Source organism: Pseudomonas quebecensis (genome assembly GCF_026410085.1).
Classification (GTDB): domain Bacteria; phylum Pseudomonadota; class Gammaproteobacteria; order Pseudomonadales; family Pseudomonadaceae; genus Aquipseudomonas; species Aquipseudomonas quebecensis.
The window spans coordinates 1,485,834-1,512,623 of the sequence record NZ_CP112866.1; the positions used below are offsets into that span (position 1 = coordinate 1,485,834).

15 protein-coding genes are annotated in these 26,790 nt (G+C 63.8%); 8 read left to right on the forward strand and 7 right to left on the reverse strand.

The window, feature by feature from the left end; all coding sequences use genetic code 11:
• Nucleotides 1-236: 236 nt before the first annotated feature.
• Nucleotides 237-686, reverse strand: a complete 450-nt coding sequence (locus OSC50_RS07070) for a hypothetical protein (protein WP_253508732.1) — start codon at nucleotides 684-686, stop codon at nucleotides 237-239.
• Nucleotides 687-1,241: 555 nt separating this feature from the next.
• Here OSC50_RS07070 and OSC50_RS07075 point away from each other — a divergent pair.
• Nucleotides 1,242-2,177 carry a chemotaxis protein CheV gene (locus OSC50_RS07075; protein WP_181075792.1) on the forward strand — a complete coding sequence of 312 codons (936 nt, stop codon included), beginning with the start codon at nucleotides 1,242-1,244 and terminating at the stop codon, nucleotides 2,175-2,177.
• 39 nt (nucleotides 2,178-2,216) lie between these two features.
• Nucleotides 2,217-3,023: an MOSC domain-containing protein gene (locus OSC50_RS07080; RefSeq protein WP_266246280.1), complete on the forward strand. Its 807-nt coding sequence runs from the start codon at nucleotides 2,217-2,219 to the stop codon at nucleotides 3,021-3,023.
• 63 nt (nucleotides 3,024-3,086) lie between these two features.
• On the opposite strand, the gene ppnP is transcribed toward OSC50_RS07080, so the two are convergent.
• Together ppnP and OSC50_RS07090 are read right to left on the reverse strand one after the other, a co-directional pair.
• Nucleotides 3,087-3,371 (reverse strand): pyrimidine/purine nucleoside phosphorylase, encoded by a 285-nt coding sequence (gene ppnP, locus OSC50_RS07085; RefSeq protein WP_181075788.1) that lies wholly within the window; start codon nucleotides 3,369-3,371, stop codon nucleotides 3,087-3,089.
• Between the two features lie 92 nt (nucleotides 3,372-3,463).
• Complete coding sequence (locus OSC50_RS07090; protein WP_181075786.1) at nucleotides 3,464-4,006, reverse strand: 3'-5' exonuclease; 543 nt, start codon at nucleotides 4,004-4,006, stop codon at nucleotides 3,464-3,466.
• A gap of 258 nt (nucleotides 4,007-4,264) precedes the next feature.
• Between OSC50_RS07090 and OSC50_RS07095 the strand changes: the two genes are divergently transcribed.
• Together OSC50_RS07095 and OSC50_RS07100 are read left to right on the forward strand one after the other, a co-directional pair.
• A complete protein-coding gene (locus OSC50_RS07095) occupies nucleotides 4,265-4,888 on the forward strand; it encodes a TetR/AcrR family transcriptional regulator (RefSeq protein WP_266246279.1) in 624 nt (207 codons plus the stop codon).
• Nucleotides 4,889-4,982: 94 nt separating this feature from the next.
• A complete protein-coding gene (locus OSC50_RS07100; protein WP_181075782.1) occupies nucleotides 4,983-5,771 on the forward strand; it encodes a substrate-binding periplasmic protein in 789 nt (262 codons plus the stop codon).
• A gap of 34 nt (nucleotides 5,772-5,805) precedes the next feature.
• On the opposite strand, the gene OSC50_RS07105 is transcribed toward OSC50_RS07100, so the two are convergent.
• Nucleotides 5,806-6,357, reverse strand: a complete 552-nt coding sequence (locus tag OSC50_RS07105; RefSeq protein ID WP_181075780.1) for an RNA polymerase factor sigma-70 — start codon at nucleotides 6,355-6,357, stop codon at nucleotides 5,806-5,808.
• Nucleotides 6,358-6,659: 302 nt separating this feature from the next.
• On the opposite strand from OSC50_RS07105, the gene OSC50_RS07110 reads away from it, so the two are divergent.
• Nucleotides 6,660-7,412, forward strand: coding sequence for a thioesterase II family protein (locus OSC50_RS07110; protein WP_266246278.1), 753 nt, complete (start codon nucleotides 6,660-6,662; stop codon nucleotides 7,410-7,412).
• Nucleotides 7,413-7,464: 52 nt separating this feature from the next.
• Nucleotides 7,465-20,361, forward strand: a complete 12,897-nt coding sequence (locus OSC50_RS07115; RefSeq protein WP_266246277.1) for a non-ribosomal peptide synthetase — start codon at nucleotides 7,465-7,467, stop codon at nucleotides 20,359-20,361.
• A gap of 868 nt (nucleotides 20,362-21,229) precedes the next feature.
• Here the strand turns inward: OSC50_RS07115 and dsbG are convergent.
• From dsbG to dsbD, 3 genes are read right to left on the reverse strand one after another with little or no spacing between them, the layout of a single operon-like run.
• Nucleotides 21,230-21,991 carry a thiol:disulfide interchange protein DsbG gene (gene dsbG, locus OSC50_RS07120; protein WP_266246276.1) on the reverse strand — a complete coding sequence of 254 codons (762 nt, stop codon included), beginning with the start codon at nucleotides 21,989-21,991 and terminating at the stop codon, nucleotides 21,230-21,232.
• A complete protein-coding gene (locus tag OSC50_RS07125; protein WP_181075770.1) occupies nucleotides 21,967-22,818 on the reverse strand; it encodes a TlpA disulfide reductase family protein in 852 nt (283 codons plus the stop codon). The genes dsbG and OSC50_RS07125 overlap by 25 nt, the downstream gene beginning before the upstream one ends.
• Nucleotides 22,818-24,545, reverse strand: a complete 1,728-nt coding sequence (gene dsbD, locus OSC50_RS07130) for a protein-disulfide reductase DsbD (protein WP_266246275.1) — start codon at nucleotides 24,543-24,545, stop codon at nucleotides 22,818-22,820. The genes OSC50_RS07125 and dsbD overlap by 1 nt, the downstream gene beginning before the upstream one ends.
• Before the next feature lie 176 nt (nucleotides 24,546-24,721).
• Between dsbD and OSC50_RS07135 the strand changes: the two genes are divergently transcribed.
• Both OSC50_RS07135 and OSC50_RS07140 read left to right on the forward strand, forming a co-directional pair.
• Nucleotides 24,722-25,402 (forward strand): response regulator, encoded by a 681-nt coding sequence (locus OSC50_RS07135; protein WP_181075766.1) that lies wholly within the window; start codon nucleotides 24,722-24,724, stop codon nucleotides 25,400-25,402.
• Entirely contained in the window at nucleotides 25,399-26,721 is a 1,323-nt protein-coding gene (locus OSC50_RS07140; RefSeq protein WP_181075765.1) for an ATP-binding protein, read from the forward strand. Before OSC50_RS07135 ends, OSC50_RS07140 begins: the two co-directional genes overlap by 4 nt.
• Nucleotides 26,722-26,790 lie beyond the last annotated feature (69 nt).

Sequence of the window (26,790 nt, forward strand, 5' to 3'; positions counted from 1 at the left end):
AAGAAGTTCAATGACTTCGAGCGGCGCATAGTACCACCCCTGTAACCGTTGGTCGCCTGGCACCAGGCGGCGTTGGTCGATTATCCCGGTTGATGGACAGAGACAGTCTCAACGCATTAACTCAGAATGTTTTACAAGTTATGCGAACTTGTATAGTTATTCTGTCGTTGATGGCTAAATGATATTTTGCGTATGTCGCTTTTAGATAATCCGTCGCCTTAGAAGACCGCTGCCCATCACCACATATGATGCAAACGTTGCTGCGGCTTGTGGCTGAATGTCTTCTGCGGAATCTGCAGCGTAACCGTGGCGATGAGGGTGGTTTGTTCGGTGTCATCCAGCGCCAATTCGCCGGTCCTGGTGTCGATCAACTCCAGCTGCCACGCCAGCAAGGTCAGGCAGGCATGCAATGCCTCCAGGGCCTGGTCATGCAGTTGCAAGGGGTTCTGCGCGTTGGCGATCAGGGTCTGGATATGCCGCGAGAATTCACCGATCGCCTGCAGGGCCAGGGCGTCTGCCTTTTCGGCGAGCCTGCTGAGGCTGATTTTCATGCAGTCGATCGCGTCGCTGTCATTGCGAATCAGGTGCAGGTGGCTCAGGCATTCTTCCGATTTGTTCAGCAGCTTTTCTGCTTCGAGCAGAAATTCGGGCAGTGCGCGCTGCCATTCTTTACCGTCGTTCATCATGCAAGTCTCCACAACATACGGTCGGGTGATGAGATGTCGCTGCGGGTGAATGGCTTAAAACTAGCGCTGAAATTTGACTCGTACCTGTAGGTGGCTTCTGAGTTTTGAGTAGGAAACTTATTGAAATGGCGGTGACGGCGCGGCGCAGCCGCCATGCGCGGGCTTGATTGCACACCTTCTGTTGTCGCGACGTGGACGCCTGGAAGACCCAGGGGGCGAGGACTTGGGATGGCAAACAAAAGCCTGACTCCATTCATGCAATGAGAATGGCGTCACATTAATGGCTATTAGATATTGCGAATATCAGGTTGGGCCTGATTGCGTATAGGGGAATCCCTTACACGATGGAACCTTACGTCGATTTGAGTGTCGCGCAATGGGCTCATTTGCCGTCATGAAGAGGCAGGCCCAGTAAAGCATGATGTCAGTGTGACATCAATTAATTTACGTGGCATGTTAACGGGGTCAAGATCTGGCGCTCGCCGCCGATAAACCACTTAGTGAACTGCACAATCCCCAGGCGCAGCACTTACCAGCGCATTTCAGGAGCTCTTAATGGCCGGCATTCTCGACACGGTAGATCAACGCACGCAATTGGTGGGTGAGAATCGCCTGGAGATCCTCATGTTTCGCCTGGCCGGGCGGCAGCTGTTCGCCATTAACGTGTTCAAGGTGCAGGAAGTGCTGCAACTGCCCAAGCTCACGTTGATGCCCCAGCGCCACCCGTTTGTCTGCGGCGTGGTCAACCTGCGGGGCCAGACCCTGCCGGTGATCGACCTGTCCCAGGCGATTGGCATGCGCCCGCTGGTGCCGGGTCCGAACAGCACCATTATTGTGACCGAGTACAACCGCTCGGTGCAGGCGTTCCTGGTGGGCGGCGTGGACCGCATCGTCAACATGAACTGGGAAGCCATTCTGCCGCCGCCGACCAGTGCCGGTCGCCAGCATTACCTCACCGCCATCAGCAAGGTCGATGACCAGTTGGTGGAAATCATCGACGTGGAAAAAGTCCTCGCCGAGATCGTCCCGTACAACGCCAAGGTCTCGCGGGAGAAGCTCGAAGACCCGGTGCTCGAACGGGCCCGTGGCCGCGAAGTGCTGCTGGTGGACGACTCCAACGTGGCGCTGTCGCAGCTGCGTGACACCCTCGGCCAGTTGGGGATCAAGATGCACATCGCCAGCGACGGCCTCAAAGCGCTGAACATGCTCAAGTCCTGGGCCGACGCCGGGCACGTGATGACCGACAAGCTGCTGATGATCTTCACCGACGCGGAAATGCCGGAAATGGACGGCTACCGCCTTACCACGGAGATCCGCAACGACCCACGCCTGCGCAAGCTGTACGTGGTGCTGCACACGTCGCTGTCGGGCAGCTTCAACGAATCGATGGTCAAGAAGGTCGGGTGCGACAACTTCCTGTCCAAATTCCAACCCGACAAACTGGTGGATGTGGTGCGTCAGCGACTGATGCTGGACGAACAGCCGGCTTGACCTTAGGGTGACGGCTTCGTCTCCCAGGAATGCAGGCCCATGCTTCGTCTCAGCGCGTTGTACCGTTATCCCTTGAAATCCGGCAAGGCCCAGTCCTTGCCGCATGTCGGCCTGGATAAACTCGGGCTGGACGGGGATCGACGCTGGATGCTGGTGGACGAACCCAGCGGGCGCTTCCTGACGCAGCGCACCGAAAACAAAATGAGCCAACTGTCGGCATTGTGGAACAGCGCCGGCGGCCTGACCCTGAGTTCCCCCGGCCACACCTCCCTCGACGTTGCGTTGCCCGGCGAAGACGCCAACTTGCGTGGCGTGACCATCTGGCGCGACACCGTGCGCCTGCCGGACGCCGGCGACGCCGCGGCGGCGTGGGTCAGCGAATTTATCGGCAAGCCGACCCGACTGGTGCACATGCCGCCGCAACGTGCGCGTACCACGCAGTCCGGCTATGGCCGGGACGATGATCAGGTGGCGCTGGCCGACGGTTATCCCTTGCTGCTGATTGGCCAGGCCTCCCTGGACGACCTGTCCGAGAAGGTCGGCCGCCCCATGGAGATGCTGCGCTTTCGGCCCAACCTGGTGATCGAAGGCGCCGACGCGTTTGCCGAAGACAGCTGGAAGCGCCTGCGCATCGGCGACGTGGAGTTCCGGGTGGTCAAGCCGTGCTCGCGGTGCATTCTCACCACCATCGACCCGCGCACCGGTGAGCGCAGCGCCGATCGCGAACCGTTCGCCACCTTGAATGGTTACCGCAAGACCGAAGCCGGCGCGATGTTTGGCCAGAACCTGGTCAACGATGGCGTGGGCCGCCTGGAAGTCGGCATGCCAGTGACAATCCTCGAATAATTCAGCGCCCATACAAAAATGCCCGTCTCCAGGAGACGGGCATTTTTTTGCCGGGCGGAATCCTCAGCCGCGGTATTCGCACAGGTAAGCGGTGTCGACCTCGACCTTCAGCTGGAATTTGCTGTTGGCCGGTACGTTGAACTGGCTGCCGGCGGCGAAGGTCTGCCAGTCGTCGGCGTCCGGCAGTTTGACGGTCAGGGCGCCCGAGACCACGTGCATGATTTCACGCTGGGCGGTGCCGAACTCATATTCACCCGGGGCCATCACGCCGATGGTCGCCGGGCCTTCAGCGGTGCCGAACGCGATCGACTTGACGGTGCCGTCGAAGTACTCGTTGACTTTGAACATGGGCGAATCCTCGGAAAAGTTGCCTTCCCTGCAGGAGCGAGGGCAGCGTTATGGAAAAGGTCGGCCAGTATGCCCAAGCGTGGCAAGGCTGCCTAGACCGGCAAAATCAGCGGCAACAGGCGGGCAGTGTTGCGTGCGTCTTCCAGTGCCCGGTGCTGCTGGCCATGGAACTGCATGCCGGCCAGTTGCAGCGCGCCGTTGAGCCCCAGCGGTTTGTCCAGGCGCCGGGCCTTGGCGAAGCGTTGCTTGAGGTTGATGTGGGGTGTGTGGGCCAGGGCGCTGTCCAGGCCGTGGCGTTGCCACTCCAGTTCCAGTTGCTGGCGGTCGTAGTCGCCCCAGCTGGCCCAGCCTTCCAACCGCGTCTGGTGCTGGCCCAGCCAGCGTTCGAACAGCGGCCACACCTCGCTCAGCGGCGTCGCCGCGTCGATATTGGCCTGGGTGATATGGGTGAGCTGGCGGCAGAACGGCGTCAGCAAAGGGCGGCGCTGCGGCCGTACAAAGCGCTGGAAATGATCCACTTCGCGGCCCTGGCGGTTAACCAGGCTCGCGCCGATCTCGATGACTTCCATCTCCGTCACGGGCCAGCCGCCTTCATCCGTCGTGGCTTCAAGGTCAATAATCAGCCAATGAGGCATGGTGCAGGTTCCCGTACTCTTCCCGTCCTGGGGGATAGAGCGTAGACGGCTCTTGTAGTTCCGCGCTGTTTTTTCGTGGGGGCCTGGTGTCTTTGCCTGCCTCGTCGGGTCACCGCCTCGGCAATCCACCATACCGGCTACCAGGCAAGCACTTGGTTTGTACATTGCATTTGCACGTTAAGCCCGAGCGCTTGCTTGGGTGGCCGGCACCGCCTAAATTGCCGGCCAAGACGTTCGCGAGCGGGAAAGGAGAGAAACATGGATGAGCAAAAAGCCCTGCGGGTGATGCGCACCCTGGTCGACGGCGGCCAATTGACCGACCCCGACAGCGCCCGGGGCAAGTTGCTGCAGACGGCGGCTCACCTGTTTCGCAATAAGGGCTTCGAGCGCACCACGGTGCGCGACCTGGCCGGCGCCGTGGGCATCCAGTCCGGCAGTATCTTTCATCACTTCAAGAGCAAGGACGAGATTCTGTGGGCGGTGATGCAAGAGACCATCCACTACAACACCGCATTGATGCGTGCGTCGCTGGAAGAGGCGGGTGACGTGCGCGAGCGTGTGCTGGCGCTGATCCGCTGTGAATTGCAGTCGATCATGGGCGGCAGCGGCGAAGCCATGGCGGTGCTGGTGTATGAATGGCGTTCGTTGTCGGCCGAGGGCCAGGCGCACGTGCTGGCGTTGCGAGACGTGTATGAACAGATCTGGCTGCAGGTGCTGGGTGAGGCCAAGGCCGCCGGCTACATTCGCGGCGACGTGTGCATCACCCGGCGTTTCCTGACGGGTGCACTGTCGTGGACCACCACGTGGTTCCGCGCCGAGGGAAGCCTGACCCTCGAGCAGTTGGCGCAGGAAGCGTTGTTGATGGTTTTAGAGGGGGTTTGAGGCGCAAGTGGTTAATTTGCCGATGGTTAAGTTGTCTCTGTGGGCAAAAACGCCTAGCTTAATGCCATCAGAGTATTGAACGGTGTGTGCCTTGATGTTATCGCCATGGCGGTTGGCTGCAGGAGTTACTTTATGGGCACTGGGCACCGCGGGGTGGATGCCCGCTTCGGCTGCGCAACTGGTGCGGATCGGTGCGGCGCATTTCCCACCCTACACCGTGCGCCCCGAGCAGGGCGCCGACACGGGGTTGCTGCCCCAGCTGGTGGAAGCGTTGAACGGCGCCCAGGGCGATTATCAGTTTGTGCTGGTGCCCACTTCCATTCCCCGGCGTTTCCGTGATTTCGAGCAAGGCCGGGTCGATATGGCGATCTTTGAAAACCCCGATTGGGGTTGGCAGGGCATTCCCCACATCAGCGTCGACATGGGCCTGGAAGACGCGGAAATCTTCGTCGCCCAGCGTGAGGACGGGCGCGACCAGCGCTATTTCGCCGATCTGACCGGCAAGCGTCTGGCGGTGTTCAGCGGGTATCACTACGCTTTCGCCAACTTCAACGCCGACCCCAAGTTCCTGGCCGAACGCTTCAACGCCACGTTGACCTATTCCCATGACAGCAACCTGCAGATGGTCGCCCGCGACCGCGCCGACATTGCGCTGGTGACGCGTTCGTACCTGAGTGACTTCATGGTGCGCAATCCGAAAGTCGGCGAGCAGTTCCTGGTCTCCGAACGTATCGACCAGGTGTATCACCACTACGCGCTGCTGCGCCCCAATGCGCCGATCACCGGCGAGGCCTTCGCCGCTCTGCTCAAGGGCCTGCGCGACAACGGCCAGATGCTGAAAATTTTCGAACCTTACCGCATCGATGTGATGCCGGTGCCTTGAACGGCGGCGCGTTGCTCGGCGGGCGCAACCTCCATCAAACCCGCCGCGCAAACGTATCGCTGTGGTTTCCCGACACCTTGCGGCAGTGCACCAGCGCATCGCGAATCATAAAGTTCACCAGGGTTGGCGAGACGCCCAGCTCCTTGGCGATGTCCTTTTGCGGTACCCCGTGCAAGCGGTACATCTCGAATGCATAGCGGGTGCGCTGGGGCAGTTGCGTCAGCGCGTCGGCGATGTTTTCCAGGGTGTTGAAATTAATGTGGGACGTCTCCGGCGAAGCACCGTGAATCACCACATTCAAGCCTTCCTCTTCGGTCCCGGAGTATTTGAGTTCCAGCGCCTGCTTGCGGTAGTGATCGATCGCCAGGTTGCGCACGATCTGGAACAGGTAACTGAGCTGGGCCTTGAACGATGACGTAATCGTCGGCGCCGACTGCAACCGGAAGTAGGCGTCCTGCACTACGTCTTCGGCCCGCGAGCGGCACCCGGTGATACGTGCCGCGATCTTCACCAGGATCGTTCGATTGTCGACGAATGCCTGGAGAAGGGGTGAGTCGCACCTGCCTGTGGTTACTGGTTCCGTCATGGAAATCACCTTGTCGCTGAGAGGTTAGGGGAGGGCTTCCTTGCTGAGGCCTCCTACACATCGGGCAACAAATTATGCTTAATGATAATGATTGTCAAATGAGAAGACGAACTAATCTTATGCCTCTCGGCGCGGCATAGGCACGCCTCGTGTGCGCCGCCGGCGACTAATTATTTGCCGATGCCGTCCGTTCTCTTGGGTGACAGGTCCGTTAGCGCAGCGGCCAAGGATCAGCACCCGCAGGAGGGCGAGATGGGTTTTTATCGTGCACACAGCGTGTCTCACATCGGAGTGCTCCAGCGATGAGCGCACCGAGCCGAATGCGTCTGTATTGCCTGCCCTATTCCGGCGCCAGCGCCATGGTGTATATGCGCTGGCGGCGCGCGCTGCCGGACTGGCTGCACATCTGTCCGCTGGAGTTACCCGGCCGTGGCATGCGCATGGAAGAGCCTTTGCAGCGCGACATCAAGGCCCTCGCGGCGCAACTTGCGCAGGAGATCAGCCACGACCTGAGCGCCCCCTATGCGTTGTTCGGCCACAGCCTTGGTGGCCTGCTGGCCTTCGAACTGGCCCACGCGCTACATGCCCGCAACCTTCCCGCGCCGCTGGCGCTGTTCGCCTCCGGCACCGCCGGGCCGGCGCAGCGCGACGTCAGCGAATACGCGATTGAAAAAACCGATGAGCAACTGATCGCCCGCCTGCGCCAATTGCAGGGCACCACTGAAGAAGCCCTGGCCAACCCCGAATTGATGCAGCTGATGCTGCCGATCCTGCGCGCCGATTTTCTGCTCTGCGGCAGTTTCAATTATGGCGAGCGCCCGCAGCTGGGCATGCCGATCCATGTGTTGGGCGGCAAGCAGGACAGCGTACGCGCCGACCAATTGCTCGACTGGCAGCGCGAGGCCGCGAGCGGCTTCTCCCTGGACTGGTTCGACGGTCACCACTTCTTCCTGATGCAGCAGGAAAGCGCAGTGCTGCGCTGCGTGCGGCGCTATGCCGAGGCGCACCTGGCGCGCTGGCGCAATGGCGCGGCGCGGCAACTGGCCGCCAGCTGAACGCCCTCAATTTTTCCGATTTCCCCGTAAGCCGATTTCAGGCAGGAACCCCATGATGGACGCCTTCGAACTTCCCCGTACCCTGGTCCAGTCCCTTCAACGTCGCGCCGCGCACACCCCGGATCAAGTGGCGCTGCGCTTCCTGGCCGAGTCGGTCGAGCACAACGTGGTGCTCAGTTACCGCGACCTGGACCTGCGCGCCCGCACCATCGCCGCCGCCCTGCAGGCGCACGCGAGCCTGGGCGACCGCGCGGTGCTGTTGTTCCCCAGCGGCCCGGATTACGTCGCGGCGTTCTTTGGTTGCCTGTACGCCGGCGTGATCGCGGTGCCTGCCTACCCTCCGGAGTCCACGCGTCGTCACCATCAGGAGCGCCTGCTGTCGATCATCGGCGACGCCGAGCCGCGCCTGTTGCTGACCATCGCCAGCCTGAGCGACGGCCTGGCGCAACTCGACAACGCGCCGCCGGTGCTGAGCGTCGACACCCTCGATGCGCAGCTCGCCGAGCAGTGGGTCGCCGCCGACCTGCAAGCCGATGACATCGCCTTCCTGCAATACACCTCCGGTTCCACCGCGCTGCCCAAGGGGGTGCAAGTCAGCCACGGCAATCTGGTGGCCAACGAAGTGCTGATCCGCCGCGGCTTCGGCATCGACCTCAACCCGGACGACGTGATCGTCAGCTGGTTGCCGCTGTACCACGACATGGGCCTGATCGGCGGTCTGCTGCAACCGATCTTCAGCGGCGTGCCGTGTGTGCTGATGTCGCCTTCGTACTTTCTTGGCCGGCCCTTGCGCTGGCTGCAAGCGATCAGCGAATACGGCGGCACCATCAGCGGCGGCCCGGATTTCGCCTACCGCCTGTGCAGCGAGCGGGTCAGCGAGTCAGCCCTGGAGCGCCTCGACCTGAGTCGCTGGCGCGTGGCGTATTCGGGTTCCGAACCGATCCGCCTCGACACCCTGGAGCGCTTCGCCGAGAAGTTCGCGGTGTGCGGCTTCACCGCGAACCATTTCTTCGCCTCCTACGGGCTGGCCGAAGCTACGTTGTTCGTGGCCGGCGGTACTCGCGGCCAGGGCATCGCGGCACTGCGGGTCGACGACCAGGCGCTGGCCGCCAACCGTGCCGAGCCGGGGCAGGGCAGTGCGATCATGAGCTGCGGCACCAGCCAGCCGGAACACGCGGTGCTGATCGCCGATCCGCACACCTTGAGCGAACTGCCCGACAGCGCCGTCGGCGAGCTGTGGGCCAGCGGCCCGAGCATCGCCCACGGCTACTGGCGCAACCCCGAAGCCACCGCCAGGACCTTTGTGCAGCACGCCGGACGTACCTGGCTGCGCACCGGCGACCTGGGCTTTATCCGTGACGGCGAGGTGTACATCACCGGCCGTCTCAAGGACCTGTTGATCGTGCGCGGTCACAACCTCTATCCCCAGGACATCGAACAAACCATCGAACGCGAAGTGGAAGGGGTGCGCAAAGGCCGGGTGGCGGCGTTCGCCGTGAGCGACCAGGGCGTGGAGGGTATTGGCATCGCCGCCGAAATCAGCCGCAGCGTGCAGAAAATCCTGCCGCCCGAAGCGCTGATCAAAGCGATCCGCCAGGCAGTAGCCGAGGCCTATCAAGAGGCGCCATCGGTGGTGGTGCTGCTCAACCCCGGCGGTTTGCCCAAGACCTCCAGCGGCAAAGTGCAGCGCGCGGCCTGTGGGCTGCGCCATGCCGACGGCAGCCTCGACAGCTATGCGCAATTCCCCGGTCGGCAGGTGCCGGCCGCTCAGGCCGCATTGGAATCCGATCTGCAGCGCCGGATCGCCGCGATCTGGTGCGAGCAATTGCAGGTCCCGAGCGTTGCCGCCGACGACCACTTCTTCCTGCTCGGCGGCAACTCCATCAACGCTACCCAAGTGATCGCGCGTCTGCGTGAAAGCCTGGGCCTGGAGCTGAACCTGCGCCTGCTGTTCGAGGCGCCGACCTTGCACGGTTTCGCCACGCAGGTCGCGCGCCTGCAACAGGATGGCGGTGTGGCCCAGGGTGCTATCCGCGTCTTGTCGCGCGACGATGAACGGCCCCAATCCCTGGCGCAGAACCGCCTGTGGATTACCTGGCAACTCGACCCACGGAGCAGCGCCTACACCATCCCCGGCGCTTTGCGCCTGCGCGGCGAGCTGGATGAACACGCCGTGCGCGCCAGCTTCGCGCAGTTGATCCAGCGCCACGATGCCCTGCGCACACGCTTTTACGAACGCGACGGCCAGGCCTGTCAGCGCATCGATGCCGAGGTGGTGTTCGACCTGCCGCTCATCGACCTCGGCGACCTGCCCACCGCCGAGCGCGAGGCTCGCGCGGCGCGGATCCGCGAGGACCAGGCGCACACCCCGTTCGATCTGGAAAAAGGCCCGCTGCTGCGGCTGACCCTGGTGCGCCTGGATGATGAGGATCACCAGTTGCTGGTGACGCTGCACCACATCATCGCCGACGGCTGGTCGCTGACTATTCTGCTCGACGAGTTTTCGCGCCTGTATGCCGCCGCCGTCCAGGGCCAGGCGCTGACGCTGGCGCCCCTGGCCGTGAGCTACGCCGATTACGGCAGCTGGCAACGCCAATGGCTGGCCGACGGTGAGGGCCAGCGCCAACTGGCGTACTGGAAGGCGCAATTGGGCGATGAGCATCCGGTGCTGAGCCTGGCTACCGATCATCCGCGTTCCGCGCAGCACCGCCGCAGCGCGGCGCGGCACAGCGTGCGCTTGAGCACGCCTCTGAGCGAAGCCATTCGCCAGACCGCCCTGGCGCACGACTCCACGCCATTCATGTTGTTGCTCGCGGCGTTCCAGACCCTGCTCTATCGCTACAGCGGCCAGCGCGATATTCGCATCGGCGTGCCCAACGCCAACCGCCCGCGCCAGGAAACCCAGGGGCTGGTGGGCTTTTTCATCAATACCTTGGTGCTGCGCGCCGAACTGGACGGGCGTATGCCGTTCAGTGAGCTGCTGGCCGCCACCCGCCACACCGCATTGGGGGCCCAGGCCCATCAGGACCTGCCGTTCGAGCAACTGCTGGAAGCCTTCCCTCAGGCCCGCGAACAGGGCCTGTTCCAAGTCATGTTCAACCATCAACAGCGCGACTTGAGCGCCCTGCGCCGCCTGCCTGGGATGCTCGCCGACGAATTGCCGTGGCACAGCCGCGAGGCCAAGTTCGACCTGCAGCTGCACAGCGAAGAGGACCGCAATGGGCGCCTGAGCCTGTCGTTCGACTACGCCGACGAACTGTTCGACGCGGCGACTATCCAGCGTATGGCCGAGCACTTTATCCACCTGCTGAACGATGTGTGCGAACAGCCGCGACAAGCCCTCGGCGACCTTCCATTGCTGCCACATGACGAGCAGCAGGCGTGGAACGCCGCGCCCTGCGCACCGGCCCGGCAATGGCTGCCCGAAGCCCTCGGGCGGCACACCTCGCACGCCACTGCGTTGGTGTGGGACGGCGGCAGCCTGAGCTTCGCCCAACTGCACACCCAGGCCAACCGCCTGGCCCATTACCTGCGCGACAAAGGCGTCGGCCCGGATGTGTGCGTGGCCATCGCCGCCGAGCGTTCGCCGCAGTTGCTGATCGGCCTGCTGGCGATCATCAAGGCCGGCGGCGCCTATGTGCCGTTGGACCCGGACTACCCGGCCGAGCGCCTGGCCTACATGCTTAAGGACAGCGGCGTGCACTTGCTGCTGACCCAGACCGCACTGCTCGACCGGGTGCCGAGCGCCGACGGCGTGTGCGTGATCGCCATGGACAGCCTGCACCTGGACAGCTGGCCGACCCAAGCGCCGGGCCTGCACCTGCATGGCGACAACCTCGCCTACGTGATCTACACCTCCGGCTCCACCGGCCAGCCCAAAGGCGTGGGCAACACCCATCGGGCCTTGGCCGAGCGCTTGCAATGGATGCAGGCCACCTATCGGCTGGACGCCAGCGATGTGCTGATGCAAAAGGCACCGATCAGTTTCGATGTATCGGTATGGGAGTGCTTCTGGCCGTTGATCAGCGGCTGCCGCCTGGTACTGGCCGGGCCCGGCGAACACCGCGACCCGCACCGCATCGCACAGTTGGTGCAGACCTACGGCGTGACCACGCTGCACTTTGTGCCGCCGCTGTTGCAGCTGTTTATCGACGAGCCGCTGAGCGCCGAATGCACCAGTCTGCGTCGCCTGTTCTGCGGTGGCGAAGCTTTGCCCGCCGAGCTGCGCAACCGCGTGCTAGCGCAGTTGCCGGCGGTGCAGTTGCACAACCGTTACGGGCCGACCGAAACCGCGATCAACGTCACCCACTGGCACTGCCAGGCCGAGGATGGCGAGCGCTCACCGATCGGCCGGCCGCTGGGCAATGTGATCTGCCGCGTGCTCGACGAACACCTCAACCCGCTGCCGGCCGGGGTGCCGGGCGAGCTGTGCATCGCCGGCATCGGCCTGGCGCGCGGTTACCTGGGACGCGCCGGACTGACCGCCGAACGCTTCGTCGCCGACCCGCTGGGGGATGCGGGCACGCGCCTGTATCGCACCGGCGACCGGGTGCGCTGGGGCCGCGACGGCGTGCTGGAATACCTTGGTCGTCTCGATCAGCAGGTCAAGCTGCGCGGGTTCCGCGTGGAGCCGGAAGAAATCGAAGCGCGCCTGCTGGCCCTGGACGGCATCGCCCAGGCCGTGGTGCAGGTGCGTGACGCGCAATTGATCGGGTACTACACCGCGCACACCGCATTGGATGAACACGCGGTCAAAGCCGCCCTGGCCGCCGAGCTGCCGGAGTACATGGTGCCCGCGCAGCTGATGCGCCTGAACGCGATGCCCCTGAGCCCCAGCGGCAAACTCGACCGCCGCGCATTGCCCGAGCCGGTGTGGCATACCCGCGAACACGTGGAACCCCAGACGCCCTTGCAACAGCAGATCGCCGCGATCTGGCGTGAGGTGCTCGGTATGCCGCAAGTGGGCCTGCGCGATGATTTCTTCGCCCTCGGCGGGCACTCGCTGCTGGCCACCCAGATCGTTTCCCGCACCCGGCAGGTCTGCGATGTCGAGCTGCCGTTGCGCACCCTGTTCGACGCCAGCGAGCTGCAAGCATTCGCCGCGCAGGTCGCGCTGATCCAGGCCGCCGGCCAGCGCAATCAACACACGGCCATCGCCAGGGTCGACCGTCGCCAGCCGGTGCCGCTGTCCTATTCCCAGCAGCGCATGTGGTTCCTCTGGCAGATGGAACCGGACAGCCCGGCCTACAACGTCGGTGGCATGGCGCGTCTGCGCGGCGTGCTGGACGTGGGGCGTTTCGAGGCCGCGTTGCAGGCCCTGATCATGCGTCACGAAACCCTGCGCACCACGTTCCCCAGCGTCGACGGCGTGGCCTGTCAGCAGGTCTCGGCGCAGACCGGCGTGCGCATGGATTGGCGGGACATGTCCGCGCTCGATGCCACCGAGCGCCAGCAGCGCCTGCAGCAGTTGGCCGATCACGAAGCCCACACCGCGTTCAACCTGGAAACCGGGCCATTGCTGCGTGCATGCCTGGTCAAGGCCGGCGAGCAGGAGCATTACCTGGTGCTGACCCTGCACCATATCGTCACCGAAGGCTGGGCCATGGACATCTTTGCCCGTGAACTCAGCGCGCTGTACGAAGCGTTTATCGACGAGCGCGAGTCGCCGCTGGCGCCGTTGCCGGTGCAGTACCTGGACTACAGCGTGTGGCAGCGCCAATGGCTGGAAAGCGGCGAGCGTCAGCGCCAGCTGGATTACTGGACCGCGCAACTGGGCAGCGAACACCCCTTGCTGGAATTGCCCGCGGACCGCCCACGGCCGCCGGTGCAAAGCCATCGAGGCGAGCTGTATCGCTTCGACCTCAGCGATGAACTGGCCGCGCGCGTGCGGGCGTTCAATGCCGAGCACGGCCTGACGCTGTTCATGACCATGACGGCGACCCTGGCCGTGTTGCTCTACCGCTACAGCGGCCAGACCGACCTGCGCATCGGCGCCCCTGTGGCCAACCGCATCCGGCCGGAGAGCGAGGGGCTGATCGGCGCGTTCCTCAACACTCAGGTGCTGCGTTGCCGGCTCGATGGGCAGATGACTGTCCACCAATTGTTTGAGCACGTCCGCCACACCGTGATCGAAGGCCAGTCCCATCAGGACCTGCCGTTCGATCACCTGGTCGAAGCCCTGCAACCGCCACGCAGCGCGGCATACAACCCGCTGTTCCAAGTGATGTGCAACGTGCAGCGCTGGGAGTTCCAGCAGAGCCGCCAACTGGCCGGGATGACCGTCGAGTACCTGGCCAACGATGCGCGCGCCACCAAGTTCGACCTCAACCTGGAAGTCACCGATCTCGATCATCGCCTGGGGTGCTGCCTGACCTACAGCACCGACCTGTTCGACGAACCACGCATCGCGCGCATGGCCGAACATTGGCGCAATCTGCTCGAAGCGCTGATCGCCGACCCGCGTCAGCGCTTGAGCGAATTGCCGTTGCTGAGTGCCGCCGAGCGGGGCCAACTGCAACGCAGCCTCGGCGCCGAGCCCGGCGTGCATCGCCTCGACCAGTGCCTGCATCCGCTGTTCAGCCAACAGGCTCAGCGGCGTGGCGACGCCCCGGCGTTGACCTTTGCCGGCGAAACCCTCGGCTACCGCGAGCTGGATGCGCGCGCCAATCGCCTGGCCTGGATGCTGCGCGAGCGTGGCGTGGGGCCGCAGGTGCGCGTTGGCCTGGCGCTGCCCCGTTCCCTGGAGATGGTGGTCGGGCTGCTGGCGATCCTCAAGGCCGGCGGCGCCTACGTACCGCTGGACCCGGAATACCCGCTCGACCGTCTGCATTACATGATCGAAGACAGCGGCATCGGCCTGCTGCTCAGCGATGCGGCGATGTTCCAAGCCCTCGGCGAATTGCCGGCGACGGTGGCCCATTGGTGCCTGGAAGATGACCTTGCCGCGCTTGCCGATTACCCGGCTGATGAACTGCCCTTTATCAACCTGCCGCAGCACCAGGCGTACCTGATTTATACCTCCGGCTCCACCGGCAAACCCAAAGGCGTGGTGGTGTCACACGGTGAAATCGCCATGCATTGCCGGGCCGTGATTGAGCGTTTCGGCATGCGCGCCGACGACTGTGAGCTGCATTTCTATTCGATCAACTTCGACGCCGCCACCGAGCGTTTGCTGGTGCCGTTGCTCAGCGGCGCCCACGTGGTGCTGCGGGCCGAGGGGCAATGGGACGCCGAGCAGATCTGCGCGCTGATCCGCACCCATGGCGTTACGGTGCTGGGCTTTACTCCGAGCTACGGCAGCCAGTTGGCGCAGTGGCTGGCGACCCAACGGCAGACATTGCCGGTGCGCATGTGCATCACCGGCGGCGAAGCCCTGACCGGCGAGCACTTGCAGCGCATCCGCGCGGCGTTCCAGCCCCAGCTGTTTTTCAATGCCTACGGCCCCACCGAAACCGTGGTGATGCCGCTGGCCAGCCTGGCGCCGCCGCAGTGGGAGGAGGGCACCGGCAGCGTGCCGATCGGCAGCATTGTCGGTGAGCGTGTGGCGTACATTCTGGATGCCGATCTGGCCCTGGTGCCCCAGGGCGCGAGCGGCGAGTTGTACATCGGCGGGGCCGGGCTGGCCCAGGGTTACCACCAGCGTCCAGGCATGACCGCCGAGCGTTTTGTCGCCGACCCGTTTGCCACCGATGGCGGGCGCCTGTACCGCACCGGCGACCTGGTGCGCCAGCGCGCCGACGGCCTGGTGGAGTACCTGGGGCGCATCGACCATCAGGTGAAGATTCGCGGTTTCCGCATCGAGCTGGGGGAAATCGAAACCCGCCTGCTGGAACATCCTCAGGTGCGCGAAGCGGTGGTGCTGGCACTGGAGGCCCCGAGCGGCCATCAACTGGTGGCGTACCTGGTCGGGGACGCCGACCACGCCGCCTTGCGCGAGGCGCTCAAAGCCCACCTCAAGGCACAACTGCCGGATTACATGGTGCCCGCGCACCTGATCATCCTCGACAGCATGCCGTTGACCGCCAACGGCAAGCTCGACCGCCGCGCCTTGCCGCAACCGGACCCCGAGGCCAATCGCCAACACTACGTGGCGCCACGCAACGCCTTGGAAAGTACCCTGGCCGCGATCTGGTGCGCGGTGTTGAACGTGCGGCAAGTCGGCCTGGACGATAACTTCTTTGAACTGGGCGGCGATTCGATCCTGTCGATCCAGGTGGTCAGCCGCGCGCGCCAGGCGGGCATTCACTTCAGCCCGCGCGACCTGTTCCAGCACCAGACCGTGCAAAGCCTGGCCGCCGTCGCCACCCGATCGGAGCGGGTCGTGGCCGAGCAAGGTGTACTCACCGGCAGCTCCGGGCTGACGCCGATCCAGCACTGGTTCTTCGACACCGACATCCCCGCGCGCCAGCATTGGAATCAGGCATTGCTGCTCAAACCGCTGCACCTGCTCGATCCCCGACGCCTGGAGCAGGCATTGCTGGCGGTGCTGGAGCACCACGATGCCCTGCGCCTGAGCTTCAGCCAGCGCGGCGCGCAGTGGCATGCCGACTATCGGGATGTGCCGAAAGCCGGCGTGCTGATGCAGGCGCAGGTGCGCGACATGGCGCAGTGCAGCGCCTTGTTCACCGACACCCAGCGCAGCCTCGACCTGGAGCACGGGCCGCTGCTGCGTGCCCTGCTGGTCGACGGCCCGCAAGGCCAGCAGCGCTTGCTGATTGCGGTTCATCACTTGGTCGTCGACGGCGTGTCGTGGCGCGTGCTGCTGGAAGACCTGCAAACCGTCTATCGCCGACTCAGCGACGGCCAACCCGTCAGCTTGCCGGCCAAGACCAGTGCGCTGCGCGATTGGGCTGCGCGGTTGCAGGCCTATGCCCAGAGTGAATCCCTGCGCGAAGAATTGAGCGTGTGGCAAGCGCAGTTGGCCGGCCCGGCCGTGACATTGCCGGTGCAGCGCCCCCAAGGCGCACGGCGCAATCGCGATGCCGAGACGGTCAGCGTGCGCCTGGATGCCGAACACACCCGCCAGTTGTTGCAACAGGCACCGAGCGCCTATCGCACCCAGGTCAATGACCTGCTGCTGACGGCCCTGGCGCGGGTGCTGTGCCGTTGGAGCGGCCATGACTCGGCACTGATCCAGCTGGAAGGCCATGGCCGCGAACCCCTGTTTGACGATATCGACCTGAGCCGCAGCGTCGGCTGGTTTACCAGCGCTTATCCATTGCGCCTGACACCGCAGGCGGAGCTGGGCGAATCGATCAAGGCAATCAAGGAGCAACTGCGCGCCTTGCCCCATAAGGGCCTGGGGTTTGGCGTGCTGCGCTACCTGGCCGATGACTTGTGCACACAGCGCATGGCCGCACTGCCGAGCGCGCAAATCACGTTCAACTACCTTGGTCAGTTCGACCAGAGCTTCGGCGCCGATGCGCTGTTCCATCCGCTGGAGGAGTCCACCGGCCTGGCCCATGATCCGGATGCGCCGCTGCCCAACGAACTGAGCGTCGACAGCCAGGTGTACGGCGGCGAGCTGGTGCTGCGCTGGACCTTCAGCCGCGAACGCCATGATCAACAGGTGATTCGCGAGCTGGCCGACGCCTACCTCGCCCAATTGCACAGCCTGATCGCGCATTGCCTCAAGACCGATGCCGGCGGCCTCACGCCGTCCGACTTCCCCCTGGCACGCTTGACCCAGGCGCAACTGGACAGCCTGCCGGTGCCTGCCCAGGCGATCGAGGACGTCTACCCACTCACGCCGATGCAAGAGGGCCTGCTGCTGCATACCCTGCTGGAACCGGGCACCGGCCTCTACTACATGCAGGACCGCTACCGCATCAACAGCGCGCTGGACCCCGAACGTTTCGCCCAGGCCTGGCAAGCGGTAATCGCCCGCCACGAAGCCCTGCGCGCCTCGTTCTGCTGGAACGTCGGCGAAGACATGCTGCAGGTGATCCACAAGCCGGGCCGTGCGCCGATTGAATACCTGGACTGGAGCCACGACCCGCAAGCCGAGCACGAGCCGCGTCTGCAAGCGTTGCTCAAGACCGAGCGCGAGGCCGGGTTCGATCTGCTCAACCAGGCACCGTTCCACCTGCGCCTGATTCGCGTGGGTGAGGCACGCTATTGGTTCATGATGAGCAACCACCATATCCTCATCGATGCGTGGTGCCGTTCGCTGCTGATGAACGACTTCTTTGAAATCTACCTGGCCCTCGGTGAAGGCCGCGATGCGCAACTGGCCACGCCGCCGCGCTATCGCGACTACATCGCCTGGCTGCAACGCCGCAACCTGGATGAGGCGCGTCAGTGGTGGCAGCAGAACCTGCAAGGGTTCGAACGAACCACGCCAATCCCCAGCGACCGGCCATTCCTGCGCGAACACGCCGGCCACAGTGGCGGCATGGTGGTGGGCGATTGCTACACCCGCCTCGATGCACGTGACGGCGCACAACTGCGGGAGCTGGCCCAGGCCCATCAACTGACCGTCAATACGTTCGCCCAGGCGGCCTGGGCCTTGGTCCTGCGCCGGGTCAGCGGCGATCGTGACGTGGTGTTCGGTGTGACAGTGGCCGGTCGCCCGGTGGACATGCCCGAGATGCAACACACGGTCGGCCTGTTCATCAACAGCATCGCGCTGCGGGTGCAACTGCCCGAAGACGGCCAGCCCTGCAGTGTGCGTCAGTGGCTGAGCGGCCTGCTCGACAGCAACATGCAATTGCGCGAGTACGAATACCTGCCGCTGGTGACTCTGCAGGAACACAGCGAACTGCCCAAGGGCCAGCCGCTGTTCGACAGCCTGTTCGTGTTCGAAAACGCCCCGGTGGACACCACGGTGCTGGACCGTGCCCACAGCCTTAATGCCACCTCGGACTCCGGCCGCACCCACACCAACTTCCCGCTGACCGCCGTGTGCTACCCCGGTGATGACCTCGGTTTGCACCTGTCCTACGACCAGCGCTACTTCGACGAGAGCACCGTGCAAGGCTTGCTCGCCGAGTTCAAACGCCTGCTGCTGGCGCTGGTGCAGGGCTTCCATGGCGACATGGCCGAGTTGCCGCTGATCGGTGAGCAGGAGCGCGAGTTTCTGGTGGAGGGTTGCAACCGGAGCGCGCACGCCTACCCGCTGGAGCGCAGCTATGTGGAGCTGTTCGAAGCCCAGGTGGCCGCGCACCCGCAGCGTATCGCCGCCAGTTGCCTTGATCAGCAATGGAGCTATGACGAGTTGAACCGCCGCGGTAATGGCCTGGGTCATGCCTTGATCGCAGCGGGTGTCGGCCTGGATCAACCGGTGGCGTTGCTGGCTGAACGCAACCTGGATCTGCTGGGCATGATCATCGGCAGCTTCAAGGCCGGTGCCGGCTACCTGCCATTGGATCCGGGCTTGCCGAGCCAGCGTCTGCGTCGCCTTATCGAGCTGAGCCGCACGCCGCTGCTGGTGTGCAGCGAGGCCTGTCGCGAGCAGGCCATCGCGCTGCTGGACGGGATTGACTGCCAGTTGCTGGTGTGGGACGACGTGCCGTCGCGAGGCGAAAACCCAGGGGTGTATAGCGGCCCGGACAACCTCGCCTACGTGATCTACACCTCCGGCTCCACCGGCTTGCCCAAAGGCGTGATGGTGCAACAGCGCGGCATGCTCAATAACCAATTGAGCAAGGTGCCGTACCTGGGTCTGACCTCGGCGGATGTGATTGCCCAGACCGCGTCCCAGAGTTTCGATATTTCCGTGTGGCAATTTCTCGCCGCGCCGTTGTTCGGCGCACGGGTGGACATCGTGCCCAATACCCTGGCCCACGATCCGCAAGGCTTGCTGATGCATGTGCAGGCCCAGGGCATCAGCGTGCTGGAGAGCGTGCCGTCGCTGATCCAGGGCATGCTGGCCCAGGACCGTATCAGCCTGGACGGCCTGCGCTGGATGCTGCCGACCGGCGAAGCGATGCCGCCGGAGCTGGCGCACCAGTGGCTGCAGCGCTACCCCGAGATTGGCCTGGTGAATGCGTACGGTCCGGCGGAATGTTCCGATGACGTGGCGTTCTTCCGCGTCGACCTGGCCTCCACCCGTGGCACCTACTTGCCGATCGGCACACCCACCGACAACAACCGTTTGTACCTGCTCGATGGCGCGCTGGAACTGGTGCCTCAAGGCGCCGTCGGCGAGTTGTGCGTGGCCGGCACCGGGGTAGGGCGCGGCTATGTCGGCGACCCGCTGCGCACCGCGCCGGTCTTCGTACCCGACCCGTTCGGCGCGCCGGGCGAGCGCCTGTACCGCACCGGTGACCTGGCGCGGCGGCGCAGCGATGGCGTGCTGGAATATGTCGGGCGTGTCGATCATCAGGTGAAGATTCGCGGCTACCGCATCGAACTGGGGGAAATCGAAGCGCGCCTGCATGAGCAACCGCACGTGCGCGACGCGGCCGTCGGTGTACAGGAAGGCGCCAACGGCAAGCACCTGGTGGGTTACCTGGTCGCTGCGGATACGGCGCTCAACCCGAGCGAACGCCTGGACCGCATCAAGCAACGCCTGCGCGCCGAACTGCCGGAATACATGGTGCCGCTGCACTGGCTATGGCTTGAGCGCCTGCCGCTCAACGCCAACGGCAAACTTGACCGCAATGCCCTGCCGGCCCTGGACATCGGCCAGTTGCACCGCCAGGACTACCTGGCACCGCGCAATGAACTGGAAACCACCCTGGCCGCTATCTGGGCCGAGGTGCTCAAATTCGAACGGGTAGGCGTACAGGACAACTTCTTTGAACTGGGCGGGCACTCGCTGCTGGCCACGCAGATTGCATCGCGCGTGCAGAAAACCCTGCAACGGGACGTACCGCTGCGCGCGATGTTCGAGTGCAGCACCGTGGCGGAGTTGGCCGAGTACATCGAAGGGTTGGCGGGTAATGAGATCAGTGTGGAGAAGGTGGATCGGTTGAGTGATCTGATGGCCGAGTTGGAAGGGCTCTGATCTGCGATGCTCGTTGCATCTACTTAAGTCCTGAAGACTGACACATGTGGTGAGCGGGCTTGCCCCGCGCCGGGCTGCGAAGCAGCCCCATTCACCATAAAAGCTCACGTTTTCAGGCTGTGTTTTTATCGAGGATGTGTAGATACCGATGCCCCGATGGCGCCTATCTTGGCCCGAGTTTCTTCAGTCATTTTGAGGGGGCCGTTCATCCGAAAAAAAACGGAATTCTGCTAAATACCTGTCAAATCTGACAGTAGCCGCGCTCCTGATCCAGGCGTTAGATAGGTGTCTCAAGTACCTGGCCCTAAGGTCAACCTTGCTGGTCATTTAACGCTGGAAAGGAGTTTTATCATGGCTTAACCACCCTCACGAAAACGCCCACCTTCCGCCCTGGGCCTGGACGCTCAGGTATTGATGACTACCGGAATATCTCATCTCCATTCATAGTAGGGCCAGCACTCACAATGGTGTTCAGTGTCGTCAGTGTGCCTATTCCTCAGGTGTTAAGGTTGGTCTTGAATTTCTCATGTTCTCGAATAAAGTTTGGCATTGGACCTCTTAACACGTTGCTTACCGTTTCCTTTTCAAATGCCAACGGCGTTCTAGGTATTGCTTACTTCAAAGGGCGAGATAACGGAGGTGCGCTTAATCAGTGGGCTGACTATTCAGCTCCTGCAGGGGAGCAGGTAACTACGATAAGTTTTGAGTGCTCTGATTCTGTATATATGGATAATTTTGAATTTCACCCATAGACGTTCATTGAGGATAACGTGCCTGTAGATAAATACGGGCACGCTTTTCCTGAATGCTTAAATTCTTATTCCTTACGCCGAAATATCAACCTGACTACTTCTTTCGACAGCGCAGCCTATTTTGCCCCCAGTATCTTCACCAACTTCTCCGCCGAAGGCGCCCCCTGTTGCTGCTGCAACCCGCCCTTGTCATCCAGATAGAAAATCGCCGGCGTCGCCGACAACTCCAGTTCATCCATCAACTTCATATTGGCATCGAGCTTGGCTTCGATATCCGCCGGGATCTTGGCCAGCGCCTGCAACTTGCTGCCTTTGCCGGCGGCTTCGTGTTCTTCCAGGGCTTTTTGCGGGTCTTTGGCGGCAAACAGCGCGGCGGATTTGCCGGGGCTGTCTTCGCGGATGATACCGACCATGATGTGGCGCAGTTGCACCTTGCCGGCCTTCACCCAAGGTCGCGCCTGTTCCCAGAACATGTTGCAGTAAGGGCAGTTGGGGTCGCTGAACAGGTAGACGATGCGCGGTGCCTTAACGTCGCCATCCTGGATCCAGCTGCTTTTTTCCATCTTGGCCCAGACTTCCTTGGCCATTGGCGCATACACCAGTTTTTCCAGGGGCGCGTTGCTCAGGTCGTTGCCCTGGGCATCGTAGAGGCTGCCGGCGATCACATGTTTGCCGTCGGCGGTCAGGTACAGCGCCATGCCGCGGTTCTGGTACTGCGCGGCATAGCCGGTGAGGCCGCTGGGAGCGTCGAATTTGCCGATGATTTTGGCGCCTTTGGCTTCGATCTGTTTGATCGGCGCGGGCCAGTCTTCGGCGTGCGCCAGGGCGGCCGCCAGCGTCAGCGGCAGCAGGGTCAGCAGGTGGCGGAGGCGGGGCATGTCGGTTTCCTTGTGGCGGCGGGGACGGTGTCGAAAGGTTCCAGGGCACGGGCCAGGCTGGCTTGGGACAACTCCCCCAGATGGCTGTTGATAAGGCGTCCGTCGGCGGTATAGAACAGCGTGGTCGGCAGGGCCATGGAGCCCACGGCCTGGCCCAGGCGGCCGCTGGCATCGAACAAGACGTTGTCCAGGGTCAGGCCCTGGGTGATGAGAAAGATACTGACGCTTTGCATACTCTCGGCCTGGTTGACGAACAGAAAGGTCACGTCGGGGCGCATGCGTTGGGCGCTTTCCAGTACCGGCATTTCACGGCGGCACGGCGGGCACCAGGTGGCCCACAGGTTGATCACCAGCGGGCCGCCCTGATAGTCGGCCAATTGCACCACGTCGCCATTGGCATTGCGCAAGGTGATGTCGGGCAGCCGCGTGCCTTTTTCATACACGTTCAACGACAGGCTGGTCATGCCCCAGAACAGCAGGCCGGTGATAACCCCGGCGCTCAGCGGTTTGCGCAGTGACGGGCGTCGCCAGCCGTAGAGCAGGGCGCCTAGGATCAGCACGATCACGCCCGGCCAGGCCAGGAAACCGCCGTCGCGCAGATCGATCATCTGCAGTGGGTCGTTACGGTAATAGCCCCAGTACGCCAGCACGAAACTGATGCGCGCGGCCAGCATCCCCAGCAGGAACAGGCTGAACAGCACCGACTCCGGATTTTCACCGCCACGCTTGGCCACGCGCCAGCCCACCAATGTGGCGAGAATCAGCGCGCCGATCAGCAGGATGTGGTTCAGGGCGATGGCGAAGGTGCCGATGGTCAGGGTCAGCATCAGAGGGCGTCCCGGGCTTGGGTCCAGCGTTGCAGGAAGGTCATGGCATCGACCTCACCGGTAATGCGGTGGGCGCGGCGCTCGTGACCGTCCGGGCCGATCCACACAAAACTCGGCGGCCCTGGCACCTGATAGCGGCCCAGCAGTTCGCGGCTGGCGGCGTTGTCGGCAGTCACGTCAAGGCGCAGCAGGCGTACGTCCTTAAGCGCCGCGAGGACTTCGGGGCGGCCGAACACCTGTTTTTCCATGACCTTGCAGGCCACGCACCAGTCGGCGTAGTAATCCACCAGCACCCACTGGCCCTGGGCCTTGGCGCTGTCGAGTTGGGTTTGCAGCGCGGCCGGGTCGTTGAGCGTGAGGAACGCGTCGTGGGCCGTCGGCGCGCCGGCAATACCCGAGCCGCTGTAGACCTTCAACGGTTGCCACGGATCGTCGCTGCCACCGGCGGCGCCCACCAGCATCAACGCACCCCATAGGCCCAGCACCACGGAGCCGGCGCCGAACAGCATGGCCACCCGCCCGAAGTCCTGAGCCAGGCGCCAACCGCAATAAGCCATGGCAATCGCCAGGGCGCCCCACAGGCCGAGCCACAGGCTGTCATCCACCACGGGACGAATCATCAGCACGGCAGTGCCCAGGAACAGGAAGCCGAAGACGCCCTTGAGCACGTTCATCCAGGTGCCCGGCTTGGGCAGGAAACGATTGCCCACGGTCACCAGCAGCAACAGCGGGATGCCGATGCCGATGCCCATGGCGAACAGGATCAGCCCGCCGTGCAGTGCATTGCCGCTCTGGGCGATATACAGCAAGGCGCCGGCCAGGGGCGCGGTCATGCACGGCCCGACCAGCAGGCCGGATAACGCGCCGAGCATCCCGGCGCCGAGCAGGCTGCCACCGCGCTGGTTGCGGCTGACGTTATCCAGGCGGTCGCGCAAGGCCACCGGCAGTTGCAGCTCGAAGAACCCGAACATCGGCAGGGCCAGGATCACGAACAACGCTGCAAAGCTGCCGAGGATCCAAGGGGTTTGCAGCAGCGCCGCCAGGTTGGCGCCGAGCAGGGCGGCCAGCACGCCCAGGCCTGCATACACCAGCGCCATGCACACCACATAGCTGCCGGCCAGGGCCAGGCCGCGACGTGGGCTGGCGCCACTGCCGACCACCAGGCCGGCGAGGATCGGCAGCATCGGCAACGAGCACGGCGCGAACGCCAGCAGCAGGCCCAGGCCGAAGAACACCAGCAGGCTCCAACCCAGGCTGCGTTGTTGCAGGCCGCTGGCCAGGCTTTGATCCTGCGCCTGCGCAGTGGCGGCGACGGCCGGGTTGCCGCCCAGGTCCACGGTGATCGATTGCGGCGGGTAGCACAGGCCCGCGTCGGCGCAGCCCTGCCAGCCCAGCTTGACCTGGCCGGTGGTGCCCGCCGGCAGCTTGACTTCCAGGCCCTGGCGATACACTTGCTGCTCGCCGAAGAACTCGTCGCTATGGGCTTCACCCGGCGGCAGCGCGGGCTTTTCGGCGAGGCCGTCGAACTTCATGCGTTGCTGGTACAGGTAGTAACCGTCGGCAATCTGCCAATACAGCTGGGTCTCACCGCTTTCAAGCCGCTCGGAGGTAAAGGTGAATGCCTTGCCCACCGGCAGGAACTCGGGTTTGGTGTCGAAGGGACTGCCCGGCGCGGCCTGGGCGAACCCGGCGAACAACACCAGCAGAAAGGTAAACAGATGCCGCATGGTCAAGCCTTAGTTCGATGCAAGTGAGGCCACAATGTGTGGCGTTGATTAACCGATGATTAACCGGGCGCTATTCTAGAGTGTAGGGATTATCTTGGGGCGGCCTCTTTTCGCGGCATAATCGGCGCTTAATCGGCTGTGTTTCTAATCGCCCCATCTTTCATGAAGGGTTCAGCATGCACGTACTGGTCTGCGAAGACGACGAACTGATCGCCAGCGGCATCGTGGCCGGCCTCACTGCCCAGGGTTTTACCGTCGAGCGCGTGGCCTCGGCCGCCGCCGCGCGCGCGATGCTCAAGGCCGCGACCTTCGACATCATGGTGCTCGACCTCGGCCTGCCCGACGAAGACGGTCTCAAGCTGCTGCAGCAACAACGCAGCCAGGGCCTGGAGATTCCGGTGCTGATCCTCACCGCCCGGGACTCGGTGACCAACCGTGTCGATGGCCTGCAGGCCGGCGCCGACGATTACCTGCTCAAGCCCTTCGACCTGCGCGAATTGGCCGCACGCCTGCAAACCCTGCTGCGCCGCGTGGCGGGCCGCAGCGTCAACCTGATCGAGCACGGCTGCCTGACGTACGACCCCAGCAGCCGTGAAACTTTCCTCAGCGGTCAGCCGGTGGACCTGTCCCGCCGTGAACAGGCGCTGTTGCAGGCCCTGCTGCACAACAAGGGCCGCGTGCTCTCCAGCGAGCAGCTCAAAGACAGCGTCTACGGTTTTAATGACGAGCTGGAAAGCAACGCTCTCAATGTGCATATCCACCACCTGCGGCGCAAGTTGGGCAACGGTATCGTCGAAACGGTGCGCGGTCTCGGTTACCGCCTGGGGCCGGCGGGCACGGCAAAGGACGCGTCTTGAAAAGCCTGCGTCTGCGCCTGACGTTCAAGTTGGGCGTTGCATTTGTGTTGATCTGGGCTCTGGCGGCGGCCTGGATGCTCAATGACCTGCGCAACCAGATGATGTTTTCCCTCGACCAGCGCCTCGTGGCGTCTGCGCGCATGGTGGCCGGGCTGACCGAACAGATGCCGGGCCTGGCCAGTGTCAGCGGTGGTGCGCATTTCAGTGCCGAACAACTCAATGTGCCGGGCGGCATGGCCTGTCAGGTCAGTTCCCTGCGCGGGGAAGTCCTCGCGCGTAGCCATACCACCCCGGATGAGGGCTTGGAGTCGCGCAAGAGCGGCTTTCGCGACCAGGTCATCGATGGCGTGGGTTGGCGCAGCTTTACCTTGTCCCGTGGCGACCTGCTGATCACCACCGCCGACCGCCAGGTGGAGCGCGAGGCATTGAACCTGTCGATCCTGCTGGCAGCCTCGGTGCCGGTGGGCGTGGCGATGCTGGGGTGCCTGTGCCTGCTGTGGCTGGGCATCGGCCAAAGCCTGTTGCCGCTCAACCGTATGCGCGACGCGCTGATGCGGCGCAGCGCCGATTCCCTCGAACCGCTGCAGATCCACCCGCTGCCCAGCGAACTCAAACCGCTGCTCGACACCCAGAACCAACTGTTGCAGCGCATCGCCAAGACCATCGAGCGCGAACGCCGCCTCACCGGCGATGCGGCCCATGAGCTGCGCAGCCCGCTGACGGCGATCAAGACCCACCTGCAGGTGGCGCGCATGACCGACGGCGCCGCCCGCGACCAATCCCTGGCCCACGCCGAGGAGGGCGCCGACCGCCTGCATCGCACCCTGGAGCAATTGCTGCTGCTGGCGCGGGTGGAAGGCAGTCTTTCGTTTGACGATGGGCTGCAGTCCAGCGCCGAAGAAGTCGCGCGTCTGGCCATCCAGGACGCCAACGCCGGCGACAACGCGCGCATCGACCTGAGCCTGTCGGACAACCTCTGCGGCGCCCCGGTAGACATGCCGGTGGGCCTGGCGGTCGCCGCATTGCGCAACCTGCTGGACAACGCGTTGCGCCACACTCCGGCGCACACCCGCGTGGAATTGAACGTGTTCAACCACGCCGACAAGGTGGTGTTTCGCGTGCGCGACCATGGCAAGCAGATCTCCAGCGAAGACCTGCAATACCTCACTCAGCGCTTCTGGCGCAACGGCAGCAGCGAAGGCTGTGGCCTGGGCCTGGCGATCGTGCAGGCGATCGTGCAGCGCTGCGCCTGCTCGCTGACCTTCGACAGCCTCCCCGATGGCCTGCGCGTCGAGCTGAGCATGCCGCTGCGGCGCTGATCGCTTTTCTTTGAGAGCCAAATAGTTACCGCCCGCCTGGCGTCCGAACCTTCAGGATGGCGGTAATTT